The 22,047-nt window shown below is 72.2% G+C and carries 26 protein-coding genes; 17 read left to right on the top strand and 9 right to left on the bottom strand.

The window, feature by feature from the left end:
* Window positions 1-22 precede the first annotated feature (22 nt).
* Entirely contained in the window at window positions 23-742 is a 720-nt protein-coding gene (locus AB0469_RS16575; RefSeq protein WP_366452082.1) for a helix-turn-helix domain-containing protein, read from the top strand.
* 10 nt (window positions 743-752) lie between these two features.
* On the top strand, window positions 753-1,028 hold the full coding sequence (locus AB0469_RS16570; RefSeq protein WP_366452080.1) for a hypothetical protein: 276 nt from the start codon (window positions 753-755) through the stop codon (window positions 1,026-1,028).
* A gap of 67 nt (window positions 1,029-1,095) precedes the next feature.
* On the opposite strand, the gene AB0469_RS16565 is transcribed toward AB0469_RS16570, so the two are convergent.
* From AB0469_RS16565 to AB0469_RS16555, 3 genes are all read right to left on the bottom strand, one after another.
* Window positions 1,096-2,337: an ATP-binding protein gene (locus AB0469_RS16565; RefSeq protein WP_366452079.1), complete on the bottom strand. Its 1,242-nt coding sequence runs from the start codon at window positions 2,335-2,337 to the stop codon at window positions 1,096-1,098.
* Entirely contained in the window at window positions 2,334-2,948 is a 615-nt protein-coding gene (locus tag AB0469_RS16560; RefSeq protein ID WP_366452078.1) for a hypothetical protein, read from the bottom strand. Before AB0469_RS16560 ends, AB0469_RS16565 begins: the two co-directional genes overlap by 4 nt.
* Before the next feature lie 299 nt (window positions 2,949-3,247).
* Window positions 3,248-3,850, bottom strand: coding sequence for a hypothetical protein (locus AB0469_RS16555; protein WP_366452077.1), 603 nt, complete (start codon window positions 3,848-3,850; stop codon window positions 3,248-3,250).
* 176 nt (window positions 3,851-4,026) lie between these two features.
* Between AB0469_RS16555 and AB0469_RS16550 the strand changes: the two genes are divergently transcribed.
* A complete protein-coding gene (locus AB0469_RS16550; protein ID WP_366452076.1) occupies window positions 4,027-4,833 on the top strand; it encodes an NERD domain-containing protein in 807 nt (268 codons plus the stop codon).
* A 248-nt stretch (window positions 4,834-5,081) separates the two neighbouring features.
* Here AB0469_RS16550 and AB0469_RS16545 read toward each other — a convergent pair whose 3' ends face one another.
* Window positions 5,082-6,239: a Ku protein gene (locus tag AB0469_RS16545; RefSeq protein WP_366452075.1), complete on the bottom strand. Its 1,158-nt coding sequence runs from the start codon at window positions 6,237-6,239 to the stop codon at window positions 5,082-5,084.
* A gap of 31 nt (window positions 6,240-6,270) precedes the next feature.
* On the opposite strand from AB0469_RS16545, the gene ligD reads away from it, so the two are divergent.
* Both ligD and AB0469_RS16535 read left to right on the top strand, forming a co-directional pair.
* The gene (ligD, locus tag AB0469_RS16540; protein ID WP_366452074.1) at window positions 6,271-7,167 is read left to right on the top strand and encodes a non-homologous end-joining DNA ligase; all 897 of its coding nucleotides are present in this window, start codon (window positions 6,271-6,273) and stop codon (window positions 7,165-7,167) included.
* A complete protein-coding gene (locus tag AB0469_RS16535) occupies window positions 7,164-8,069 on the top strand; it encodes an ATP-dependent DNA ligase (protein ID WP_366452073.1) in 906 nt (301 codons plus the stop codon). The genes ligD and AB0469_RS16535 overlap by 4 nt, the downstream gene beginning before the upstream one ends.
* A gap of 56 nt (window positions 8,070-8,125) precedes the next feature.
* Here AB0469_RS16535 and AB0469_RS16530 read toward each other — a convergent pair whose 3' ends face one another.
* Together AB0469_RS16530 and AB0469_RS16525 are read right to left on the bottom strand one after the other, a co-directional pair.
* Window positions 8,126-8,521, bottom strand: a complete 396-nt coding sequence (locus AB0469_RS16530; RefSeq protein WP_366452072.1) for a DUF6479 family protein — start codon at window positions 8,519-8,521, stop codon at window positions 8,126-8,128.
* An 85-nt stretch (window positions 8,522-8,606) separates the two neighbouring features.
* The gene (locus AB0469_RS16525) at window positions 8,607-9,587 is read right to left on the bottom strand and encodes an XdhC family protein (protein WP_366452071.1); all 981 of its coding nucleotides are present in this window, start codon (window positions 9,585-9,587) and stop codon (window positions 8,607-8,609) included.
* A gap of 344 nt (window positions 9,588-9,931) precedes the next feature.
* On the opposite strand from AB0469_RS16525, the gene AB0469_RS16520 reads away from it, so the two are divergent.
* Complete coding sequence (locus tag AB0469_RS16520) at window positions 9,932-10,300, top strand: DUF6083 domain-containing protein (RefSeq protein ID WP_366452070.1); 369 nt, start codon at window positions 9,932-9,934, stop codon at window positions 10,298-10,300.
* Window positions 10,301-10,342: 42 nt separating this feature from the next.
* Here the strand turns inward: AB0469_RS16520 and AB0469_RS16515 are convergent, their stop codons facing one another.
* On the bottom strand, window positions 10,343-10,759 hold the full coding sequence (locus AB0469_RS16515; protein ID WP_366452069.1) for a hypothetical protein: 417 nt from the start codon (window positions 10,757-10,759) through the stop codon (window positions 10,343-10,345).
* Between the two features lie 216 nt (window positions 10,760-10,975).
* Between AB0469_RS16515 and AB0469_RS16510 the strand changes: the two genes are divergently transcribed.
* The 4 genes from AB0469_RS16510 (at window position 10,976) to AB0469_RS16495 (ending at window position 14,892) form a co-directional block, all read left to right on the top strand.
* Window positions 10,976-11,809, top strand: a complete 834-nt coding sequence (locus tag AB0469_RS16510; RefSeq protein WP_366452068.1) for a nuclease-related domain-containing protein — start codon at window positions 10,976-10,978, stop codon at window positions 11,807-11,809.
* 490 nt (window positions 11,810-12,299) lie between these two features.
* Entirely contained in the window at window positions 12,300-13,625 is a 1,326-nt protein-coding gene (locus AB0469_RS16505; RefSeq protein WP_366452067.1) for a hypothetical protein, read from the top strand.
* Between the two features lie 220 nt (window positions 13,626-13,845).
* The gene (locus AB0469_RS16500) at window positions 13,846-14,280 is read left to right on the top strand and encodes a GntR family transcriptional regulator (RefSeq protein ID WP_366452066.1); all 435 of its coding nucleotides are present in this window, start codon (window positions 13,846-13,848) and stop codon (window positions 14,278-14,280) included.
* 48 nt (window positions 14,281-14,328) lie between these two features.
* A complete protein-coding gene (locus AB0469_RS16495; protein WP_366452064.1) occupies window positions 14,329-14,892 on the top strand; it encodes an HD domain-containing protein in 564 nt (187 codons plus the stop codon).
* Here AB0469_RS16495 and AB0469_RS16490 read toward each other — a convergent pair.
* Entirely contained in the window at window positions 14,885-15,358 is a 474-nt protein-coding gene (locus AB0469_RS16490; protein ID WP_366452063.1) for an NUDIX domain-containing protein, read from the bottom strand. The two genes, AB0469_RS16495 and AB0469_RS16490, sit on opposite strands and share 8 nt — an antisense overlap.
* Window positions 15,355-16,101, bottom strand: coding sequence for a helix-turn-helix transcriptional regulator (locus tag AB0469_RS16485; protein ID WP_366452062.1), 747 nt, complete (start codon window positions 16,099-16,101; stop codon window positions 15,355-15,357). Before AB0469_RS16485 ends, AB0469_RS16490 begins: the two co-directional genes overlap by 4 nt.
* Before the next feature lie 325 nt (window positions 16,102-16,426).
* On the opposite strand from AB0469_RS16485, the gene AB0469_RS16480 reads away from it, so the two are divergent.
* From AB0469_RS16480 to AB0469_RS16450, 7 genes are all read left to right on the top strand, one after another.
* Window positions 16,427-16,729 (top strand): hypothetical protein, encoded by a 303-nt coding sequence (locus AB0469_RS16480; RefSeq protein WP_366452061.1) that lies wholly within the window; start codon window positions 16,427-16,429, stop codon window positions 16,727-16,729.
* The gene (locus AB0469_RS16475) at window positions 16,726-17,325 is read left to right on the top strand and encodes a hypothetical protein (protein WP_366452060.1); all 600 of its coding nucleotides are present in this window, start codon (window positions 16,726-16,728) and stop codon (window positions 17,323-17,325) included. Before AB0469_RS16480 ends, AB0469_RS16475 begins: the two co-directional genes overlap by 4 nt.
* On the top strand, window positions 17,322-18,329 hold the full coding sequence (locus AB0469_RS16470) for a DUF2637 domain-containing protein (RefSeq protein WP_366452059.1): 1,008 nt from the start codon (window positions 17,322-17,324) through the stop codon (window positions 18,327-18,329). Before AB0469_RS16475 ends, AB0469_RS16470 begins: the two co-directional genes overlap by 4 nt.
* Window positions 18,326-18,970, top strand: coding sequence for a GGDEF domain-containing protein (locus AB0469_RS16465; RefSeq protein WP_366452058.1), 645 nt, complete (start codon window positions 18,326-18,328; stop codon window positions 18,968-18,970). Before AB0469_RS16470 ends, AB0469_RS16465 begins: the two co-directional genes overlap by 4 nt.
* Window positions 18,970-19,353, top strand: coding sequence for an RRQRL motif-containing zinc-binding protein (locus AB0469_RS16460; protein WP_266949065.1), 384 nt, complete (start codon window positions 18,970-18,972; stop codon window positions 19,351-19,353). Before AB0469_RS16465 ends, AB0469_RS16460 begins: the two co-directional genes overlap by 1 nt.
* Before the next feature lie 78 nt (window positions 19,354-19,431).
* A complete protein-coding gene (locus tag AB0469_RS16455) occupies window positions 19,432-21,633 on the top strand; it encodes a cell division protein FtsK (RefSeq protein ID WP_366452057.1) in 2,202 nt (733 codons plus the stop codon).
* Between the two features lie 141 nt (window positions 21,634-21,774).
* A complete protein-coding gene (locus tag AB0469_RS16450; RefSeq protein ID WP_366452056.1) occupies window positions 21,775-22,026 on the top strand; it encodes a hypothetical protein in 252 nt (83 codons plus the stop codon).
* Window positions 22,027-22,047: the final 21 nt, after the last annotated feature.

Raw genomic sequence — 22,047 nt, 5'->3', positions numbered from 1 at the left:
ACCGTACGTCTACGCTGCGGACATGACCGTACGCGCCTACCGCAGACTGAGCGTCGAGGAGCGGCGAGCCCAACTCCTCGACGCGGCCCTGTCGCTGTTCGCGCACCGGGCCCCGGAGGAGATCTCCCTCGACGACGTCGCGGAGGCCGCGGGGGTCTCGCGACCGCTGGTCTACCGCTACTTCCCCGGCGGCAAGCAACAGCTGTACGAGGCCGCGCTGCGCTCGGCGGCCGACGTCCTCGAACTCTGCTTCGCCGAGCCCCAGGCCGGGCCGCTCACCGCCCGGCTCTCCCGGGTCCTCGACCGCTACCTGGCCTTCGTCGACGAACACGACGCCGGCTTCGCCGCCCTCCTCCAGAGCGGCAGCGTCGTGGAGACCTCCCGCACCACCGCCACGGTGGACGGCATCCGCCGCGCGGCCGCCGAACAGATCCTCCTGCACCTGGAGCTCCCCGCCCCGGGGCCCGGGCCGCGGCTGCGGATGATGGTCCGCACCTGGATCACGGCGGTCGAGGCGGCCTCCCTGATCTGGCTGGACGAGGGCAAGCAGCCGGAGGCCGCCACCCTCCGCGACTGGCTGGTGGACCAGTTCATCGCCCTCCTGACGGCCACCGCCGCCACCGACCCCGAAACGGCCTCCGCCGCCCGCGCGGCCCTCGCCCTGGAACGCGCGGACGGCCCGGCGGGCCTCCTGGCGCGGCGTGTGATCCCCGTGGTCTCCGACGCGGCCCACCTGCTGTGACACTGGTGGGGTGAGAAGCGAACCGACCCCCTTCGAGGGCGGCCCGATGGACGGCCGGGTCCTCCCGGTCCTCCTCGGCCCGACGGGACACCCGCCGAAGTGGTACGAGATCCCCGTCCCGGCGGCGGACGGCGGACCGCCGACGGTCCTGCTGTACGAGCGGGTGCCTTCGGGGTACACGAAGCGGCTGGGGCTCCAGAAGGGGTGGAAGTACGCGTTCTGCCCGACGGGCGAGAAGCCGAGGCTCCGCTGGCCGTGGACGAAGTCCCCGCGGCGCGAGACCTGACCGCCGCCGGGGGCGGCCCCGCCGCCCCCGCCCCCCGGCCGTCGGCGGGGGTGCGGGCGGCACCCCGCTACACCGGCGCCGCCGGCAGCGTCAGCACCGCCAGGGCCCCGCCGCCCGCCGCCGCGCGGAAGTCCAGCCGGGCGCCGATCGCCTCCGCCTGGCCCGCCGCGATGGTCAGCCCGAGTCCGTGCCCCCTGCCCCCGCTCCGGAACCGCTGCGGCCCCCCGTCCAGCAGGTACTGCGGGTACCCGTCCCCGTGGTCCCGTACGGTCACCACCGGGCCGTTCACCGTCACCACCACCGGCCCCCGCCCGTGCTTGTGGGCGTTCGCGACCAGGTTCCCCAGAACCCGCTCCAGCCGCCGCCGGTCCGTCTCCACGTGCGCGTCCCGGACGACGACCACCTCGGTGTCCGTCCCCGACGCCCGCACCACCCTCCGCGCCAGGCGGGCCAGCTGGTGCAGATCGGTCTCCACCCGCTCGCTCCCCGAGTCCAGCCGCGAGATCTCCAGCAGGTCCTCGGTCAGCTGCCGCATCGTGCGCACCCGCTCCCGCACCAGCTCCGTCGGCCGCCCCTCCGGAAGCAGCTCCGACGCCGCCTGCAGACCGGTCAGCGGCGTGCGCAGCTCGTGTGCCACGTCGGCGGTGAACCGCTGCTCGCTCAGCAGCTTCCGCTGGAGGGACCCCGCCATCCCGTCCAGCGCCCCCGCCACCGTCGAGACCTCGTCCGGGTGCCGCGAGGGATCCTCCGCGCGCGGGTCGCCGACCCGTGCGTCCAGGTCGCCCCGGGTGATGCGCCGCGCGACCGTCGCCGTCTGGTGCAGCCGCCGCGTCACCCGCGTCACCGCGAAGGCCCCCACCAGCAGCGTCCCGCCGAGGGCCAGCACCGAGGACCCGATGATCGCGTTGTCCAGCCCCGTGATCGTCCGCGCGCTCTGCCCGTAGTCGACGGACGCGGCCAGCGCCCGCCCGTCGGCCGGGGCCGCCGCCCACATCACCGGCCGCCCCTGCCGGTCCTCGGCCACGACCGTCCCGCGCTGCCCGCTCACCGCCAGCGCCCGCAGCGGCCCCGGCAGCCCCTGCGGGTCGATGCCCGACTCGGGCGGCAGGGTCTCGCCGGCCTCGTAGGCGAGCGAGGCGTCGTGCAGCTTGCCCAGGGCCTTGTCCCGGGCCGTGGCGACGGTCTGCCGGGTCACCTGGACGTGCACGAGCACGCCCAGCACCACCGCCAGCGAGCAGCACATCACCACGATGAAGCAGGCCGACTTCCAGGTCAGCGTCGCCGTCCAGGCCGGCAGCAGCCGCCTCACGGCGCACCCGCGGAAGGGCTCGCGGCGGGCCCGGCCGCCCCCGTGGCCCCCGCCGGCACCCGTACGATCTGCTCCCGAGCGGGCAGCATCGTCCGCTGCTTCGCGTCCCAGGACCAGGCGGTGATCAGCTCGTACCCGGGGTTGCCGCTCGGCACCCGCAGGACCACGTCCCGCCCGGCCAGCTCCACGCCGATCACGGTCTGGGTCGTCGCCATGATCCGGTCGAGCCGGCCGTCCGGATCGGCCGTGTACACCCGTACGGACATCATCCTGTCGGGGAACTCGATCCCGACCACCACCTCGTCCTTGCCGTTCCCGGTCAGGTCCCGGTAGTACGGCGCCAGTACGGGACACGCCCCCGGAGCCCGCCCCTCCCGCCCGCACGCGCGGATCGCCGCGGCGGTCTCCGGAGGCATCCCGTCCGGCCCGACCGAGATGTCGGGGCGGGCGCGCAGCTCGGCCTGCACCAGGGCCACCGGGTCGACGGAGTGCACGTCCTGACCGGTGACCGGCGGCAGGCCCGGCACGTACTGCGGCGGTGCGCCCCCGGGATCGGCGGGCGGTACCTCCGCGCCCTTGCGCTCCGGCCACAGGTCGACGGGCCCGCTCACGGTCGGGGTCGGCCCCGCGGAGACGAGCCCGCCCGTGTTCCCGCACCCGGCGGCCGACGGCAGCAGGGCCAGCAGGACGACCAGTCCGGCACCCGCACCCGCACGTGGACGCGCACCCGAACCCGAACCCGGACGTGGACGTGCTCGCGCACGGGAGCACGGCATGCGCACGGCGCGGGCCCTCCTCTCCGGGGGTGGATCAGGCAGTCGTCGGGGACGTCGTCCCGACCACTTTATGCGGAGATAAGCCCGTTTTAGGATTTTCGGTCACCGGCGGGAGCCGTCCCCCGCCCCGGGGGTCAGCCGTCCGTACGGCCCCGGCGCAGCATCGCGAAGCCCAGCCCGGCCGCGCCCACGGCCGCGATCCCGCCGCCCGCCGCGAGCAGCAGCACCCCGCCGCCCTGACCGTCGGCCAGGGTGTTCAGCCGCAGCGCCTCGGCGGTGCCGGCGATGCGGTGGGTCTCGGCGGCGGCCGGCACCACGCGGCCGGCGCCCCGGCGGGTCGCCGTCTTGTGTCCGTCTCCGGCCACCGTGTGCGAGCCGTTCTGCGCCAGGGTCTCGCCGACCCAGGAGGAGAGCCGCCCGTCCGGCCGCAGCGCGGCGTGCAGCTCGCCGGCCCCGCCCACGCCGGTGGTCCCGTCACGGCTGGTCAGCGTCGCCACCGTGGCGCCCGAGCGGAGGATCTCCGCCTGGTACGCGTCCTTCGCGAGCCGGTACACCTTCGCGGTCGAGCGGCCGTCCGCGAGCGCGAGGCTGCTGACCAGGGTCCGCGGCGCGCCGGCGGCGGACGCGGCCGGAACCCCGTCGGCGAGCGCGGCGGCGGTGGGCAGCGCCAGCAGGCCCGCGGCGCATGCGGTCACGGCGGTGGCGCGAACGATGGTGCGGCGGCTGGCGGTGTTCACGGGAGTCCCTCGGTGCGGTCGGTGCCGGCGGTGTGGCACCAACGTAGGCGCGGGCTGTTGCGGTAGGGCGCTGGCCTTGTAACAGGAAGGCAGCAGCGAGCCGACGGAGCTGTTACATGTCCGGGGGATTGCCGAGGGCGGCGGCTCCTGCTCCCATGGACGCGGGGGTGAGGACGGTGCACGGACTCAAGGTCCTTCCGAGCGGCCGGCCCGGCCGCGGCCGGCTCTACGTCAGCCTGCCCGACGGCCGGACGGTGGCCTGGTACGACCGCCTGGCCAAGCGGATCAGCATCCTGTCGGACGACCGGTGCGACGCCGTACTGGCCGCGCTGCGCCCCTACTTGAGCGGGGACTGGACCATCGGCCCGCCCCCCGTCCCCACCCCGGCCGAACTCCGCCGCCTGTACCTCCCGCCGGACCGCGACCTGGCCCCGAACCGCCCCGGCGAGACGCTGCTCGGCGAACTGGCCCACGGCGCACCGGGCGGCAGCCGGACCCGGCACCGCATGCGCCGTCGACTCCTGGCGCTCCAGCGGACGGGCGCCGAACTCGACCTCCTCGAAGCCACCGACTGGCGGGCCGTCCACGACGTCCCCCTGCCGGGCCTCGGACTCCTGGACCACCTGCTCATCGGCCCGCCGGGCGTCTTCGCCCTCCGCACGGTCCCGGGCCGCCGCCAGCGCGCCCAGGTGGGTGACCTCCTGCTGACGGTGGGCCGCGCGGACCCCGGCCCGGACCCGCGCTGGATCCGCCGCGCGGCCGCCCGCGCCGCCCGCGCCCTGGCGTCGACGGTCACCCCGGCCCTGACCCTCACGGACGCCTCCCGGGTGGACGTGGCCCCCACCCTCCGGGACGTCCTGGTCCTCCAGCCCCCCACCCTGACGACGACCCTCCGAGCGATCCCCCCGACCCTCAAACCACCGGACGTGGAAGCCCTGTTCACCCTGGCCCGCACCAGGACGACCTGGACCCCCGAGCCCTAGGGTCTGTCGGCGACGTCCCGCCTGCCCCGCGACGCCCGGCACGCGCTCTCGGCTTCGCGCGAGCAGGGGACCCCCATGGCGCCGCCGGGCCGCCCTCCGGGCGGCTGCGGGACTTCGACGACAGCCCCTGGCCCGCCCTCCCGTCCGCGGCGGGCCGGGAGCGGCACGGCGGCGGCCCCGCCCTCCCGTCCGCGGCGGGCCGGGAACGGCACGGCGGCGGCCCCGGCCCCGCCCCCGCCCTCACCCGGTCAGGCCGAACTCCGCTTCCGCGGGGCGGCCTTCTTCGCCGCTCCCGTCCCCGTGCCGGCCCCCGCCCCCGCGGCACTCTTCCGCGCGGCAGCCGTGGACTTCGCGGTCGCGGACTTCCGGGACGCGGACTTGGTGGCCGTGGACTTCGTGGCCGTGGACCTGGTGCCGGAAGCCGCCCGCCCCGCACCCGACTTGCCGGCCGTCGCCTTCGAAGTCGACTTCGCCGCGGTCTTCTTCGCGGCCCCGGCGCTCTTGCGGGCCCCGGCCGCGGTCGACTTCTTCCCGCCCACCGCCTTCGGCGTGGAGGCGGCCGCCGGGGCCGCCTTCCGGCGGAGGGGCGTCACCTCGGCCTCCCCGTCACCGTCCCCCGAGCCCCCGCCCCGCGAGGCCCGGGCGGCCCGCACGCTGCTCTCCAGCGCCGCCATCAGGTCGATCACCTGCCCGCCGGACGGCTCGACCACCGCCTCCGACGGCTCGAACGCGCCCCCGGCCTTGGCCGCGATCATCGTCTCGACGGCCTCCTGGTACTCGTCGTGCAGCGAGGAGATCTCGACCTCCCCCAGCGTCGCCATCAGCGCGTCCGCCAGGTCCAGCTCGGCGTCCCGCACCGAGACCGACGCCTCCGGCGCCACCCCCTCCGGCGCCCGGATCTCGTCGGGCCACAGCAGCCCGTGCATGGCGATGACGTCGTCGACGACGCGCAGCATCCCCAGCCGCTCCCGCCCCCTCAGCGCGAACTTGGCGATGGCCACCTTCCGGCTCCGCTTCAGCGCCTCCCGCAGCAGCGTGTACGGCTTCGCCGCGGTGGCCCCGTTCGCCGCCAGGTAGTAGGCGGAGTCCATCTGCAACGGATCGATCTGATCGGCCGGCACGAAGGAGACGATCTCGATCGTCTTCGTCGTGGCGATCGGCAGTCGCGCCAGGTCCTCGTCCGTGATCGGCACGATCGACCCGTCCGCCTCCTCGTACCCCTTCCCGATCTCGTCCGACGAGACCTCCTCCCCGTCCAGCTCGCACACCTTGCGGTAGCGGACGCGCCCGCCGTCCGTCACGTGGATCTGGCGGAAGGAGATGGAGTGGCTCTCGGTGGCGTTCACGAGCTTGATCGGGATGCTGACCAGGCCGAAGGAGATCGCCCCGTTCCAAATGGATCGCACGGTTCCTCCTGATTCGTGGCAATCTCATCGTATGACGCCGATCACGTCGGTGGAGGGGCGTCGCATCGCGCTCAGCAACCTGGACAAGGTCCTGTACCCGCGGACCGGCTTCACCAAGGGCGAGGTGCTGCACTACTACGCCACCGTCGCGCCCGCCCTCCTCCCGCACGTCCACGACCGCCCGGTCTCCTTCCTGCGCTATCCGGACGGCCCGGACGGGCAGCTGTTCTTCACCAAGAACCCGCCGCCCGGCACCCCCGCATGGGTGAAGACCGCCCCCGTGCCCCGCTCGGACGACCCCGGGGCCGAACAGGTGCTCGTGTCCGATCTGCCGGCCCTCGTCTGGGCCGCCAACCTGGTCGTCGAGTTCCACGTCCACCAGTGGCCCGCCGCCACCCCGGGCGTCGCCGACCGGCTCGTCTTCGACCTGGACCCCGGTGCGCCCGCGACCGTCGTCGAATGCTGCGCCGTCGCCCTCTGGCTGCGCGACCGCCTCGCCGCCGACGGGCTGCACGCGTACGCCAAGACCTCCGGCTCCAAGGGCCTGCACCTGTCCGTCCCGGTGGAGCCGACCCCGTCCGCGCAGGTGTCCGCGTACGCCAAGCGGCTCGCCCAGGAGGCCGAGGCCGCCCTCCCCGGCGGGGTCGTGCACCGCATGGCCAAGGCGCTGCGCCCCGGCAAGGTCTTCGTCGACCACAGCCAGAACGCCGCCGCCAAGACCACCGCCGCCCCCTACACCCTGCGCGCGCGAGCCCTGCCGACCGCCTCCGCCCCCGTCTCCTGGGCGGAGGTCGAGGCCTGCCGAGACCCCTCCGACCTGGTGTTCCTCGCCGACGACGTACCGCCGCGCCTCGAACGCGACGGCGACCTCCTGGCCCCCCTGCTGGACCCCGCCCGGGCGGGCGCGCTGCCCGGGAAGCCACGGTGACGGCGCCGGTCCGGGTGGCCCTGGCGGCCTCCGTGCGCACCCTCCCGCGCGGCCCGGGCCTGGCCTACGAGCCGAAGTTCGACGGCCACCGCATGGTCATCCGCCGCGAGGCCGGGGGAGTCGTCCTCCAGGCCCGCTCCGGCCGCACCGTCACCACCGCCTTCCCCGACCTCGCCGCCGCCGCGCGGCAGCTGCCGGCCGGGACCGTCCTGGACGGGGAGGTGGTCGTCTGGCACGCCGGCCGGACGGACTTCGCCCTGGTCCAGCGCCGCGCGGCGGCCACCCCGGCCCGCGCGGCCGCCCTGGCCCGCACCCTTCCGGCCTCGTACGCCGCCTTCGACGTCCTGGAGCTGGCCGGTCTCGACGTACGCGCCCACCCCTACGAACGCCGCCGCGCCCTCCTGGTCGACCTGCTCGCCCCGCTCGGGCCGCCGCTCCAGCCGGTGCCCATGACGACCGACCCGGAACTGGCCGAGACCTGGTACGCCACCCTGCCCGCGAGCGGCATCGAGGGGCTGGTAGTCAAACGCCTGGACCAGCCCTACCCGTCCGGCCGCCGCGCCTGGCGCAAGCTGCGCCACACGAACGTCCGGGACGCGGCGGTGATCGGCTACACCGGCACCGCGCGCCGCCCGCTGGCCCTGGTCCTCGTCCTCCCGGGGGAGGACGAGGAGACCCCCCTGGTGTCGAGCCCCCTCCCGCCCGCGCTGCGCACGGACCTCGCGGCGGCCCTGCGCGACCGCCCCCCGGCCCCCGCGCCCGCCGGCGGCGCGGTGGCCACGGCGATCGGCGTGGGCGAAACCCCCTACACCTCCCTGGACCCGCCCCTCACGGCCGAGGTCCGCCACACCTCGGCCCGCCACCCCCCGCCGCAGGTGCTCCGCCTCCGGACGGACCTCTGACCCGCGCGGAGGGCGCGGGCCAGAGGCAGGTGTGCGTCCCCCTTCGTCGGATCCGGCTACGCGTGTGCGCCACGCCCCGCGTTGGGCGGAGCCCCGGGCTGCGGGTGCGGACCGGGCCCGGTCACCTGCTTGTACCCGGACTCCCGTTCGGCCCGTACCTCGTCCGGGTGCACGGAGGTGGTGGAACCGAAGTTCCCGTACCCCTGCATCTCGTGCGGCCTCAGCCCGCCCTCGGGGATCTCGACGGAGTCCCGCTCCTCCCGGACCTCGTGCACGGCGCCGCCGTCCGGCAGGTGCGGCTGGCTCTCGGGGGTGGGCGGCGGCGGCTCCTTGGCCCGCACCATCTGTCCCAGCTTGAATCCGGCGAGCAGGAACCCGGCGATGGCGATGCCGACGATGAAGAACCATGCGCTGTGGGTGAGGGTCGCGTCCACGCTCAGGATCATGTCCATGAGTCCTATTTTCCCTTTTTCAGACCTTTTTCACGCTCCCGGCCCAACGAATCGAGAACGCGCCCCCACCGGCCGCAGGCCGCTCCTACCTGAGCGGCCCGTCGGAATCCCGCAGCCCCCGGGCGTCCCGCCCCCCGAGCACCCCGAGGATCTCCGCGCAGATCGCCAGGGCCGTCTCGGCCGGGGTCTTCGCCCCCAGGTCGAGCCCGATCGGCCCGTGCACCCGCGCCAGCTCGGCCTCGCCCACGCCCGCCGCCACCAGCCCCTCCCGGCGCCGCGCCGTGGTCCGCCGCGACCCCAGCGCCCCCACGTACGGGATCCCGAGGGCCAGGGCGTGGCGCAGCGTCGGCACGTCGAAGCCCGGCTCGTGGCTGAGCAGCACCAGGCAGGCGGCGTCCCGGTGCCGGCCGAGCACCTTCTCCGCCTCGCCGGCGTCCTCGACCACCACCGACTCCCACCCGAGCAGCGCGGCCTGCGCCCCGATCACCCCGGCCAGCTCCCCACCGCCGCCGATCACCAGGTGCGGGGCCGACGGGTACGCCTCCACGAGCACCAGCCCGGACCCCCCGTACAGCGCGTCCCGCCCCGGCCGACGGGTCCCGAGCAGCTCCCCGGCCCGCCGCCCGGCGTCGTCGGACGGCACGTCCCCCGCCCGTACGACCTCGCTCACGGCGGCGTCCGCCCCCTCGCTGAGCCGGGTCACCAGCGCCACCCCGGCCCCCGTCCCGAGCAGCTCCCACCACTCGGAGGGGATCGCGGACAGCGGCTGCAACAGCACCTCGGCCTGCCCGCCACAGGTCAGCTTCGCCGCGGTGGCCTCACCGGCCCCGACCGACACCTCGCACACCCGCGCACCGCCGCCGGCCCCCACGACCCCCGCCTCGGCGACGAGCTCGGCGTCGAACACGCCGCGGTACAGGGCCCCCACGCACTCGCCCCGCGCGTCCACGAGCACGGCCCCGGCGGGATCCCGCGGCCCGAACCCCTGCTCGGTCACCGGCCGCGCCAGGAACGCCACCCGCCCCTCGGCAGCCCACTGCCGCGCCGTCTCCGCCAGCTCACGCATCCCGTCGCCCCATCCTCTATGCGCCATCACACCGCAAAGCACCAGGTCAACGGCGCGAAGCGGCCTCAAATCCACCCTACGCACCCCCGCTCCCCCCACCACCCCCCGAACACACAGACCCTGCCCCACCCCCTCGTACGGACCACCGGAACACCTGCCCCCGCGCCGGCCCCTCCAGCCCCGTCCGCGACCGTCCCCCGCCCCTACCGGCCGCAGGCCGTGGGCCACACGGGTCAGACGTCGCCCCATGTGTCGCCTCCCGCCTCACCCGTACCCGTCCGCCCCACCCGTCCTGGCCGGTTCGCGCCCTTTGCACAACCCGCCGCACTGTCGACCCTCACGGTATGGGGGACTACCAGGACGAACCGCCCCGGCTGCGAGCCGGGCAGCCGCACTGTCCGCACTGCGGCCTGCCGGTGGACCGGGTGGCGACGGACGAGCACGACTGGGTGCTGCTGGAGCCGGACATGGCTCCTCCGGCCCACGTCGTGCCACCGCAACACCGCTGGATCACCCGCTCCGACGGCCGGGTCACGGTCTACGGCGTCAGCCCACCGGTCCCGACCCAGCGCTGCCGCGTCGAACACCGCCTCGCCTGCTCGGCCCAGCCCCTCCCGGACCTCTGGCCGTGGCTGACGACCCTGCGCACCGAGAACGGCCGCCGCGCACGGCGCGCGGCGGACCCCGCGCAGGAGTGGCCCGACGCCGGCTAGCCGAAACGGCCCGCCGGAGAACCGACGGGCCGCGCAGCGGGCTCAGGCCGGGACGCCCCCCTGGGCCGGCGTCCCCACCGGTGCCGGGTTCGGGGGAGGGAAACGGTCGTCCGGCGGGTTGCAGGGCGCGGCGAAGCACTCCCACACGTGGTGCGGGGGAACACCGTGCGTCCCTCCGCCCTTCCCGGACCCGGGCCCTGCGGGCGGCCCGCAGGGAGCGGTGACGCACTGCCACCGGTGCCCGGGGGGAACGTTCACGGGAGGCCCGTCCCCGCCCCCCTGCCCGTCCGGCGGATCGCACGGCGCGGCGAAGCACTCCCACTGCTGCCCGGCGGCGGTCAGGTGCGGGGTCCCGTGGACGGCGGCGAGCGCGGCGACGTTCAGCAGGGCACCCCCCACGGCCACGACGGTCGAGGCGGCGAACACGAAGAGACGACGGGTCCAGAACGGCTGGGCCATGGGAATCCTCCTCCACTCGGAACGAACGATCGGGTAGGCCCTCCGGCCCCTCCCGTCCCCACCACCAGTAGGCCCCGGCACCGTCCCGGCGTCATGGCCCGCGACCCCGTGTCTTGACGCGGCCCGGAATCCCGGATACCCCGCGGGGCCGTCTTGTGCGCGGCCGTGCCGCCTGCTGCCATGTGCGGTGGGGACGGATGCGGCTGAGGGGGGTCCGTGGGGGATCTGACGGTCAAGGCGTGGAAGAAGCACGGGCGGGACCGGCTGTACGTCAACGACGCCGGCGGCAGTCCGGTGGCCTGGTTCGACCAGGTCACCGGCCACCTGGAGCTGCTCCGGCCGGAGTCGCGGGCGGAGGTCCTGAAGGCGCTGGCGCGCTACGTGCCGCGAGGGACGACCGCGGAGCCCCCTCGTCCGTCCCTGCCGCCCTTGACGGACGCGGACGACCTGGCCCGCAACCGGCCCGGTGCGTCACTCAAGGAGAAGCTGGACGCGGAGGGCCCCGGCCCGGCCCGCCGGCTGCTCGACGCGGTGCTCCGGCGTCCCTCCGAGTGGGACAGCTGGCGCAAGGGCCTGGAGGGCGAGCGGAAGGTCGGCAAGGAGCTGCGGCGCTTCCTCGGCCACGGATGGCAGGTGCTGCACTCGGTCCCGCTGCCTCCCCGGCACGACATCGACCACCTGCTGATCGGGCCGGGCGGGGTGTTCACCCTGAACACGAAGAACTTCCGCGGACGCCGGATCTGGGTCGGCGACGACGTCGTGAAGGTCGACCACGGCCAGGGGCACCCGATCCCGCGGAAGGCCCGGCGGGAGTCCGAACGCGCGGCCGGGACCCTGTCCGCCCACTGCGGCTTCCCGGTCACCGTGACCCCGCTGCTCGTCTTCGTACGACCGGCGGCGCTCGAACGCGCCTCCCTCCAGCAGGGGGTCCGGGTCTACGACGACCGCAGCCTCGCGGCCCTCGCCCACGACGACGGAGTCCTGGACGCCCAACAGGTGGCACGCATCTACGCGGTGGCCCGGCACCGCCACACCTGGCGAACCGCCTGACCCCGGCCCGGCCCCCACCACCGGGCCCCAACACCACGTCCCGGCCCGGCACATGACCGCAGAAACGCGAAGACCCCGTCTCAGCGTTGCCGCTGATGGCGGGGTCTTTGGGCACTTCCTGCGAAGTGCCCCCGGCAGGATTCGAACCTGCGCACACGGCTCCGGAGGGCACGCCAGTGTCGTGCCGAGACGGCACTTGACCTGCTAGGACGCCAAGTGAGGGCGCTTGTGAGCGATGACTCACGCGCTCCTCAAGCAGGAGCAGGCGGCATGCCAGAGAGTCTCATCCCTACAGGCCGATGCTTGCTGTCGGACCGGTGTCGCTGTAGTGCTGCTCGGCCTCTCCGGCAGGCCGGCCTTGATGCGCACTTTCCTTCCCCCAACCCTGCTGATGTGGCTAAAATTCGACCCCAGTGAGACCGGGCTTGTGGAGCGCCTAGTGGGTCGCTTGGATTCGGGTGCTGGCCCGCTACGGCTGTGGGGGTAGAGCATGGGGCTCGAACGCTGGGAAAATCAGTACAAGGAGCATCCGGCGTGGTCGGTTGCTGCCGACCTGATCACCCTCCTGAACTCTAGCGAGAGTAGGGTGACGCTCGACGAGCGTGATTATTTTGATCGGCTGAAGAGCGGACTTTCATACATATCCGAGATGGCAAATGAGCCTGCTCTTGTGGTCACGGGTACAGCTCTGGGGAACCTTCATCAAAGCCTGGTCAACATTCAGTCGAACGTTCTCGGGTGGAGTAGTGGTGGCGGTTCGAATCCGTTGACTAACGCGGCAGGCCCGTATTTGGATGGGGCGTTTGATGCGATTCGCGGATGGCCTCCCTCCAAAGATAGGTATGCCCGCGGGACTCGCGCGGCCGCGAACGAGTTTGTCTCTGGCGCGCAGACGGCGCTTGATGTTCTCAGGGAAGAGGTGGCGTCGCTTCGGCGCGAGATTGAGAGTCAATCCGCTGGATTGCAAGCCGACTTCTCTGGCTTGCTCGAAGCAGCCAAGGAGAAAGTTGAGGCGGCCGAAGTTGAGGTTTCCTCTCTTAGGTCAGAGGTGGATGCGATGAGCGCTACCGTCGCGACGCAGAGCCAGCGCCTCGACCAGGCAATCAACGCCTATCAAACCAGCTACTCCGAAGCTGAAGCGGCTCGCGCAGAGGGTCACCAAAGGGCCCTTGAAAAGCTCTCCGAAGAGACTGTCGCAGCGGCGGAGCGATCGAAAGCTCAAGCTGAATCGGTCCTCGGCGAACAGCGAGATTCGGGGCAAGGGCTGCTAGACGAAGTTGAGATGCTGCGTGATCAGACAGTGCAGCTCGTCAATGCTGTCGGATTGACTGGTACGGCGACAGAATATGGGAAGTATGCCAGTCAAGAGCAGAAGGCCGCGAATAACTGGCGCCGTGGTGCGGTCGGAGCATTTGCATGCAGCTTCCTCCTCTTTCTTGTCACGCTTCTGGTGAGTCACGTTGACGGCAAGACTCCGTGGCAGGTAATCGTGATACGTTTCGGCGGTTCTCTTGTGCTCCTGGCCGGGGGCCTCTACATGTCGCGCGAATCTGCGCAGCATAGACAAGAAGAACGGAGAGCTAAATCAATCCAATTGGACTTGGCTGCTCTGGATCCATTCATTGTTAATTTGCCCGCTGAGCAGCGGCAATCTATCAAGGCGGCTGCCGCAAATCGCCTATTTGTTGAACCCGCAGTCGACTCGATGCGTAATGATCAGCAAGTCGGACAGAATGCTAACTCTGATGGTGAGGGGCTGACACCGGACACATTGCGTGTGCTGCAGGGGCTGGCTGAGATTTTCAACAAAAAGTAGCTCTTGCGCGGCCCCTGCTGTGACTGAGTTAGGCGTGGAGCAAGGGCCGACATGTGAAATGTGGCTGGTTCTCGTCGGACAGTCCGGACAGTCTGTGCGCCAGCTGTCCGGACTGTTGTCGCTGTTCAGGGCTTCAACCGGACAGACGGACAGCTAAGACACTCCACCCACCAGGCTCGGCGTGCGAAGCTGGAGCGCGATCCGGTTCAAGGAGGAGTGCGTGCCGAGCCCCAGCCCGCGTGGGACGTATCAGGTGATCTCTCAGGTGCTGCGTGAGCGGATCGCTGCCGGTGACTACGCCGATGGGCTGCCGTCTGAGGCGGAGATCGGGCGGGAGTTCGGTGTGGCGCGTACGACCGTGCGTAGGGCGCTGCGGGCCCTTGAAGAGGCGGGGGCCATCAAGGCCGTGGCCGGCGTCGGGCGTGCGGTGGCCGGTGGTGCCGAAGCTCCGCCGTACGAGCGGATCATGAATGACCTGCTAGGGCAGATTCGGCGTGGGGAACTTCCTGCTGGCGCCCGGCTGCCGAGTGAGGCGGCGCTTGCCGAGACCTACTCGGTTGCCCGTGGGACCGTGCGCCGTGCAGTGCGCGAGCTGGAGACCGCCGGGCATGTCGAGGCTCGGCATGGCGTGGGACGGTTCGTCCGTTCCTCCTGAAGCCCGACCCCTGAACTCCTGGCTCTGACTTCATCGGAGGCGCTGGACATGCAGTTGGCCAAGTGGGCCCACGATCTCGCCGAGTGCCTGCTCGCCGAGCCCCTTCCACGGCGTTGGGCTCACTCTCAGCGGGTCTACGCACAGGCCCTGGCGTTGGCGCCTGCGCTTGGTCCCGACGCCGAGCTGTTGGCCGCCGCCGCCATCGCACATGACGTCGGGTATGCCGAGCAGGCGGTGGACACCGGCCAGCACATGATCGACGGCGCTCGGTATCTACGGGACGTGGTGGGCGCCGATCCGCGGTTGTGCAGCATCGTCGCCTTCCACACGTCCTCGCCATGGGAAGCATCCGAACTCGGGCTGACCGATGCGCTCGCGGAGTTCGGGCCGGCAGAACCTGAGTTGGTCGATGCCATCACCTACTGCGACCTGACCAGCAGTCCGATCGGGGACTTGGTGGACCCGGCCCATCGCCTCGCCGAAGTGCTGGAGCGGTACGGACCGGACCACGTCGTCTTCCGGGCTGTGTCCGCGGCGCGGCCCGAGCTGCTGGAGCGCGTGGCCCGGGTGCGGGAGCGACAGGCTGAGGCCGTCGCCGCGCGGCTCAGCTGATCACCGGGGTCGCCGCGTCGCGGAAGCCCTCCTCCAAACGCCGGCGCGTGGTGGGGGAGACGTCCAGGGACTCTAGCTCCGCCCGCGGGACCCATCGCACCGCGAACGATTCCGAGCTCACCCTGATCTCCCCGCCGACCGGCCGGGCGCGGAAGCAGAGTGAGAACTCCTGGCGTACCTCTCCGTCCGCGAAAGCGATGACGTGGCCTGGGTCGGTGAAGATGCCGACCAGGCCCACCACCTCCACGTGAATGCCAGTTTCCTCCAAGACCTCGCGGACGACCGTCCCCGCGATGTTCTCGCCGACCTCTTGGACGCCCCCTGGCATGCCCCAACGGCCATTGTCGGAGCGCTGTTCGAGGAGGACGTCACCAGCGTCGTTCACCACGAAGGCAGTAACTGCCGGCACGATGCTGTTGGCCTTCGGGGCTGCGGGATCGTCGAAGTAGTCGGCACGGCGGCTCATGAGGGCCTTTCGAAGGGGACGGCTTCCTCCCACACCTTCTCGAAGCTCTGCTGGTACGTCGACACCAGCTCGGCCCCGGCCACGCGGCGAAGGTGCAGGACGGGGGCCATCGGCGCGCTGACGCCGTAGACCTGGGTGTTGACCAGCCACTCGTCATCCGAGCGGTACAGGGAGTTGTGGAGCGTGGACCTGTGCATCCGGAACTCGACTCCCGGCACCGAGTAGAGCGGGCGGTAGAGCTTCATGACCTCGCGAACCTTGTAGGCCACGCCTTCCCCGATCTCCTCCTCCTGGCCGCGGCGCTGAATCTCTGGGCTCTCGGGGTCGCCCAGCAGGATGCGTGCGCGGACACCAGAGGCCGCTTTCAGTCGGAGTAGCTGGGGCCACCGCGGATTCTCGGCGAGGAACACGCCGGCGTGGACGAGTACACCGATCTCGCGCTCTGCCCGGCCGAAGAGCTGCAACCACAGTTCCGGCGGGACGTACGAGCGGTGCGGATAGACCTTGAGGACCTCGGCGTCAGCCGCGTCCTTGCGCTGGCCGTCAGGTAGGCCGTTCGGCCAGAGGTACGCCTCGTCCTCACGCAGGTGAGCGGCTATCGAGAGGCGGTGGCGCCGGTATGGGGCGCGCCCCTGGGAGATCCACCGCTCCACCGTCTTGGGGTCCACGCCGACATGTTCGGCCATGGCTTCGACCGTGACGCCGTGCGTGAGCATCGCCGACCGTAACCGCTCGTTCGCCATGCCAGCTCCTAGGGACGTCCAGGGACGTACTGAACTCCCCGAACGCTATCCAGGACGTCCCAAGTCGTCCAGGGACGTGGTCACTTCGTCCCGGGCCTCGGCGGCAATCTGATGTCACGCCGAAGGGCGGCTCGAAACAGCGAAGGCCTTGACAGCCGTAGCTGGACGCATCATCGTGAGATACATGTTCAAGCATGTATCTCACGCTTGAACGGGGCGCTTCATGTGCCCTGACCTGCACTGCCTGCGTCGCGCGGCGGGACTCCCCAGCAAGGTCGCCCGCCGTCGTGGCCCTCCCTGCCCCTCCGATTTGTGGAGTGCACCTATGCGTACGTTCATCGGCGGCCAAGAGGCCGTCAGCGCGAACGACTTCGTGGAACTCGCCCTTGGCACCCCGGTTGAGCTGTGGCTCGGGGTGGAGGGCGAGAGCGAGGAGGAGCGTGCGGCCCGGCTCGACGCGGCCCGCGACATCCTCGCCGAGAACCCCACCCTGCCGGACGACGTCAGCCGGGTCGCCGCCGAGGTGATCGAGGCTTACGCGCCGGAGCTGTTCAACGTCATCCCGATCGGCCGGCCGCCGGTCGGCGCGCGTCGCCGCGCCCGCTCCCGCAAGGGGGCAGCGGCATGAGCCATCTGACCCCCGAGCCGGAGGACCTCCTCGACCACACCGGCCAGCAGCGCCCGACCCAGGGCATGGACCTGGCCGAGGGCGAGATTCGGTCCGCCATGGCTTTCCACGAGGCCGGACACGCCGTCCTCGGCATCGCGTACGGGATGCACGCCGAGCGGGTCACCCTCTTCACCTGGCAGGACCCGCACCAGGGCAGGCTAGTGACCGGCTCGACGAGCTGGAACGCGAGCGGCATCCGCCCGTGGCGCTTCGCCGCCCAGTGCGCCGCCGGCGAGGCCGCACAGGTTCACTTCCTGCGCGAGCAGGGGCTGTGGACGCCGAAGCGCGCTGCCGCGTTAGAGGCAGTGCACGACCGCGAGCTCGCCATCGACGTTCTCGCTCAGTGGGGCTTCCTCCTCGGTCGTGACCACACCCCGGCCGGCGGGAAGTCCTGGGCCGCGGTGCAGGCCATCGCCGCCCGGTCCGTTGCCCTGCTCTGGCCGGGCATCACCGCGGTGGCTCACGCCCTGGAAGCGCACGACGAGCTGATCGGCGACGACGCCGCCCGCCTGGCGGGGCTGGCGAACCCTCCGGCCGCCGGGGGTGCGCGATGACCACCCTGACCATGGCGGAACGGTCGGCGGTACCGCCGCTGACCCGTCCGGAGCTGGGCCTTGCCGGTACCGGGGCTCTGGCCGCGGCCGGTGTCGGGGCACTGGGGCTGATCTCCTCGTTCGACGCGGTCTCGGCCGCAGCCGGGCGGTGGGGATTCGGTGAGCCGTGGATGCTCCCGGTCGGCATCGACACCGCCATCCCGGTGTTCACGGTGGCCAACTTGCTGTTGATCCGGATGGACATGGCGTTGGTGTGGGTCCGGTTCGTGCCGTGGGCGCTCACGCTGATCACGTGTGGGCTGAACATCGCGGCCGGACAAGGGCTGTGGGCCAAGGTCGCGCACGGCACGATGCCTCTGCTGTGGGTGGTCTTCTCCGAGATCGGCGCCCACATCTATGCCGTCCGCATCGGCGCTGTCACTGGCCGCCGGATGGACAAGATCCGCGCTTCCCGCTGGCTGCTCGCCTTCCCCTCCACTTTCTCCCTGTGGCGCCGGATGACTTTGTGGGAGATCACCTCATACACCGATGCGCTTGAGCGCGAGAAGGAGCGCCAGCTCGCCCGTGCCGACCTGCGCGAGGAGTACGGGTGGCGGTGGCGATCGAAGACCCCGCGCCGCGAACGCGTGCTGCTCCGCCTGGGGGAGCTCGCCCCCGAGAGCGACGAGGCGGCGCACGAGCCGCTCGCGTCACCGGTGCCGTCGCCCGAGCCGGAGGAGCAGAGGGCGCCCCAAGCGCCGCGGAAGCGGCCCGCCCGCTCTCGGGCCAAGGCCAGGAAACCGCTTCGGACCGCTGAGGAGCTGTTGGCCGAGGCGCGCGAGATCACGGTGGCGTGGCCTGACAGTGCGATCAATGCCGAGGCGATCCGGACGCATCTTCACTGCTCGGCCGCCAGCTCCCGGGCCCTGCGGGACCAGCTCCTCACCGACCGCGCCGCGGCCGGTGCCCTGACCCTGCCCGAGAACGAGACGACCGCCGAGGTGGCCGAGGAGGTCGCAGCATGAACACCCTGCTCACCACCCTGGCGGGAGCCGTACCCGTCGCCGCCGGCTGGTCCGGACACGTTCTCTGGCTGCGCCGACGCCTGCACACCGCCCGCCGCGACCCACTCACCGGGCTGCTGACCCGGGACGGCTTCACCCGCCGCGCTTCCACCCTGCTCCGCGACGAGCGGGCGGTCGTGCTCCTGGCGGACGTGGACGACTTCAAGCAGATCAACGACCGGCACGGCCACGCCGCCGGTGACGCGCTGCTGAAGGCGACCGCGGACCGGCTGGCCCACTACGTCGGTGCGGCCGGGGTCGCCGGCCGCCTGGGTGGTGATGAGTTCGCTGCCGTCGTCCTCGACCCGCACGGCACCGCCGAAGACCTCTTCGCCGCCCTCCACGCCGTCCTTGCCCGCCCCGCCGACCCTCACCGCGCAGACGTCCGTACGACGGTCTCGCTCGGGTGGGTACGGGTAGCGGACTTCCCTGCCGATGGGCTCGCCGAACTCCTCGGCCGGGCTGATGAGGCGATGTACGCGGCCAAGCAGGCCCGCGCCGGCATCAAGCGCGCTGGCCTGGGGCGGCTGTTCGCCACGGTCGCCGGGCGCCGCTCCGGCCGACGCGGCGCCCGCACCGACACGACCGCGGCGGCGGCCTGATGGGCGCGCTCACGCTCTCCGAGTGTTTCGACCCGACCGGGGCGACGTACGGGATACCGACCTACCCATGGCGCTACGCCCCGGAGGGTCTGGCAACCCGGCGGCAACTGCGCGCCGAGGGGCTACGGCCGGGCGGCCAACCGGTCGCCGCACAGCTCCTGCGCCCGCGGTTCCGACGAGAGCCGCTGGTGGCCTACCTCTACCGAGTCGACCGGGCCAAGCCCGTCCGGCCGATGACGTCCCGCAAGTGGGGCGCCCTCGCCCTGGCGATGCTGGCTCGCCGCACCTGCCCGACATGCCGCACCGACGCCGGATACGTCATCCCGCCCTCGCTCGGCGCGTGCGTGACGTGCGCCTACCCCGACGAACCGCGCGCCGCATAACTCGCCACAGCGGGACCGGTCTCAACCGACCAAAGAAGCGGCCGGGTCCCGCAATTCCTCCCGAGAGAAGGACCCTCAGTGAAACACCCCGACGACGAGAACGAACTCTTCTCCCAACTCGAAGCCGACATGGCGGCCGACTTCGGCGCCGACGTGGTCGACCTCGACAAGGCGCGCACCGCCCGCGCCGAGTCGCCCGACTCCGCCACCGGACCGGTCGCCGACTCGACCTCGGTGGGGTCGGGCGACCCGTCGGCCCGACGGTTGGTCGACGGCCCGGACGTCGCTGCGCCCGGCTACCTCGGCCGACTTGCCGCGGCCAAGCGGCGGGCGATCGTCCCCGCATGGCTGCGGTCGACGGCCGAGCTGAAGACGGCGGCCAGCTGGGTGGCCCGGCACTACGCCCACCTCGCCGGCTACCACGCCTTGCGCGCCCCGGTCTACGCCGGGCGCTTCACGCTCCAAGCGCCGCGCGGGGCCGCCCGGTTCGCCGGCGGAACGCTGCGGTGGGTGGCCGACCGCGAGGGTGAGCCGGTCCGACTGGCCGCCGTCCGGCGCGAGGACGTCGGCGAGTACCTCAAGCTCTCCCGCCAGCGCGACGGCCGCGTACGCCTCCGTACTCTGGTCGCCGCCCTCGCCAGCCTGGTCGGGTTAGGGGCCGCGCTCGCCCTGTACGTGCTGGCTCCCGGCTGGCTCCAGGCCGTCTCCCTGGGTGCGCTGTTGCTCGCCCTCGGCGCGGCCGGCGGACAGGCCGACGCACCGGTCGTCCACAGGGCTGTGGAGATGACCAAGGCGCCGAAGCTCACCTCCGACATCGTCCTGCGCGCCCTCGGCGCCCTGGGCATCGCGCCGATCAGTCAGGCGCAGGCGAAGGGCCGGGACGGCTTCACCTTCACCGCTCCCATCACGCGCGACGGTCCCGGCTGGCGGGCCGAGGGGGACCTTCCGTACGGCGTGACCGTGACGGACGTGATCGAGCGCCGCGACAAGCTCGCCTCCGGCCTGCGCCGGCCGCTCGGGTGCGTCTGGCCCGAGGCCGTCCCCGACGAGCACACCGGCCACCTCGTTCTCTGGGTGGGCGACCAGGACATGACCAAGGCCACCAAGCCCAAGTGGCCCTTGCTCACCTCGGGCGTGGTGGACCTCTTCAAGCCCGTGGCCTACGGCACCGACCAGCGCGGTCGCTGGGTGGAAGTCACCTTGATGTTCATCGCCGGTGTGATCGGCGCGATCCCCCGCATGGGCAAGACCTTCCTCCTCCGTCTGCTCCTGCTGATCGCCGCGCTGGACCCGCGGGCGGAGCTGCACACCTACGACATGAAGGGCACCGGCGACCTTGACCCGGTCGGCAACGCCGTCTCCCACCGCCACGCCGCGGGCGACGACGACGAGTCCATCGCCTACACGCTCACGGACTTCCGCGCGCTGCGGGAGGAGCTGCGGCGGCGGGTGAAGGTGATCCGCTCCCTGCCGCGGGACATCTGCCCGGAGAACAAGGTCACCAGCGGCCTCGCCGACAAGCGGTCGCTGGGGCTGCACCCGATCGTGGTCGGGGTGGACGAGTGCCAGGTGCTGTTCGAGCACGCCGAGCACGGCAAGGAGTTCGAGGAGATCGCCACCGACCTGGTCAAGCGCGGACCGGCCACGGGGATCGTGCTGCTGCTGGCCACGCAGCGGCCGGACGCGAAGTCCCTGCCCACCGGCATCTCGGCGAACGCCTCGGCCCGCTGGTGCCTGAAGGTCATGGGCCAGACCGAGAACGACATGGTCCTGGGCACCTCCTCCTACAAGCGCGGAGTGCGGGCCACGATGTTCGCCTGGGGCGACAAGGGCATCCACTACTTCATGGGCGAGGGTGCCGACGCCCGGATCGTGGCCTCCACCTACATCGACGCTCCCGGCGCCGAAGTGATCGCGGCCCGCGCCCGAACCGTCCGCGACAAGGCGGGACTCCTCACCGGCCACGCCCTCGGCGAGGCTCCCGAGGCAGTGACGGGCCCTTCGTACGACCTGCTCGCCGACATCCTCGCCGTAGTCCCGGCGGCGGAGAAGCGGGTCTGGAACGAGCGGATCGCCGCCCGCCTCGCCGACCTGCGGCCCGAGGTCTACGGCGGTTGGAAGGGCGAGAACGTCACCAGCGCCCTCAAGCCCCACGGCATCAAGACCGTCGACGTCGCCGGCACCACCGACGAAGGACAGCGCACCACCCGCCGCGGCATCGTCCGCGCCGACCTCGCGAAGGCGATTGCGGAGCGTAGCGAAAATCCCGGTGCGGCGTAGCTCCGAACCGCTGCTACCGGTAGCAGGCCAACCTGCTACCGGTAGCACCCCCGCTAGCACCTCAAACCGCACCTGATCTGGTCGCTAGCGCATAGCAGCCCACCTGCGAAAACCCCTGAAACCAGCCTGGGAGGGCCCTTCATGACCCCTGCCCTGCTCGCTATCGCCTGCCTACTCGCCATCACTCTCGGTTATGGAGGCTTGTGTGCGGTCTCGCCGCTCGGGACCTGCCGCAAGTGCCGCGGCTTCGGCTTCGCCATGACCACCGACCGCAAGGGCCGCCTCAAGCGGGGCAAGCACTGCCGCCGCTGCGACGGCCACGGCAAGCGCATCCGACTCGGCCGCTGGCTCTACAACCGCGCCGTCCGCATCCACCACGCCGGCACCCGCTGACCCACCCACGGAGGTACTCGA

This window comes from Streptomyces sp. NPDC093801, from assembly GCF_040701585.1.
Lineage (GTDB): Bacteria > Actinomycetota > Actinomycetes > Streptomycetales > Streptomycetaceae > Streptomyces.
Note: the sequence above shows the minus strand (reverse complement) of the source record. Positions and strands in the feature narration are given on the sequence as shown.

Coding starts and splice junctions, on each gene's coding strand:
- AB0469_RS16575 (WP_366452082.1), top strand. CDS start 23: ATGACCGTACGCGCCTACCGCAGACTGAGCGTCGAGGAGCGGCGAGCC.
- ligD (WP_366452074.1), top strand. CDS start 6,271: ATGACGCCGATCACGTCGGTGGAGGGGCGTCGCATCGCGCTCAGCAAC.
- AB0469_RS16530 (WP_366452072.1), bottom strand. CDS start 8,521: ATGGACATGATCCTGAGCGTGGACGCGACCCTCACCCACAGCGCATGG.
- AB0469_RS16525 (WP_366452071.1), bottom strand. CDS start 9,587: ATGCGTGAGCTGGCGGAGACGGCGCGGCAGTGGGCTGCCGAGGGGCGG.
- AB0469_RS16520 (WP_366452070.1), top strand. CDS start 9,932: ATGGGGGACTACCAGGACGAACCGCCCCGGCTGCGAGCCGGGCAGCCG.
- AB0469_RS16515 (WP_366452069.1), bottom strand. CDS start 10,759: ATGGCCCAGCCGTTCTGGACCCGTCGTCTCTTCGTGTTCGCCGCCTCG.
- AB0469_RS16505 (WP_366452067.1), top strand. CDS start 12,300: ATGGGGCTCGAACGCTGGGAAAATCAGTACAAGGAGCATCCGGCGTGG.
- AB0469_RS16495 (WP_366452064.1), top strand. CDS start 14,329: ATGCAGTTGGCCAAGTGGGCCCACGATCTCGCCGAGTGCCTGCTCGCC.
- AB0469_RS16490 (WP_366452063.1), bottom strand. CDS start 15,358: ATGAGCCGCCGTGCCGACTACTTCGACGATCCCGCAGCCCCGAAGGCC.
- AB0469_RS16485 (WP_366452062.1), bottom strand. CDS start 16,101: ATGGCGAACGAGCGGTTACGGTCGGCGATGCTCACGCACGGCGTCACG.
- AB0469_RS16480 (WP_366452061.1), top strand. CDS start 16,427: ATGCGTACGTTCATCGGCGGCCAAGAGGCCGTCAGCGCGAACGACTTC.
- AB0469_RS16475 (WP_366452060.1), top strand. CDS start 16,726: ATGAGCCATCTGACCCCCGAGCCGGAGGACCTCCTCGACCACACCGGC.
- AB0469_RS16470 (WP_366452059.1), top strand. CDS start 17,322: ATGACCACCCTGACCATGGCGGAACGGTCGGCGGTACCGCCGCTGACC.
- AB0469_RS16465 (WP_366452058.1), top strand. CDS start 18,326: ATGAACACCCTGCTCACCACCCTGGCGGGAGCCGTACCCGTCGCCGCC.
- AB0469_RS16460 (WP_266949065.1), top strand. CDS start 18,970: ATGGGCGCGCTCACGCTCTCCGAGTGTTTCGACCCGACCGGGGCGACG.
- AB0469_RS16450 (WP_366452056.1), top strand. CDS start 21,775: ATGACCCCTGCCCTGCTCGCTATCGCCTGCCTACTCGCCATCACTCTC.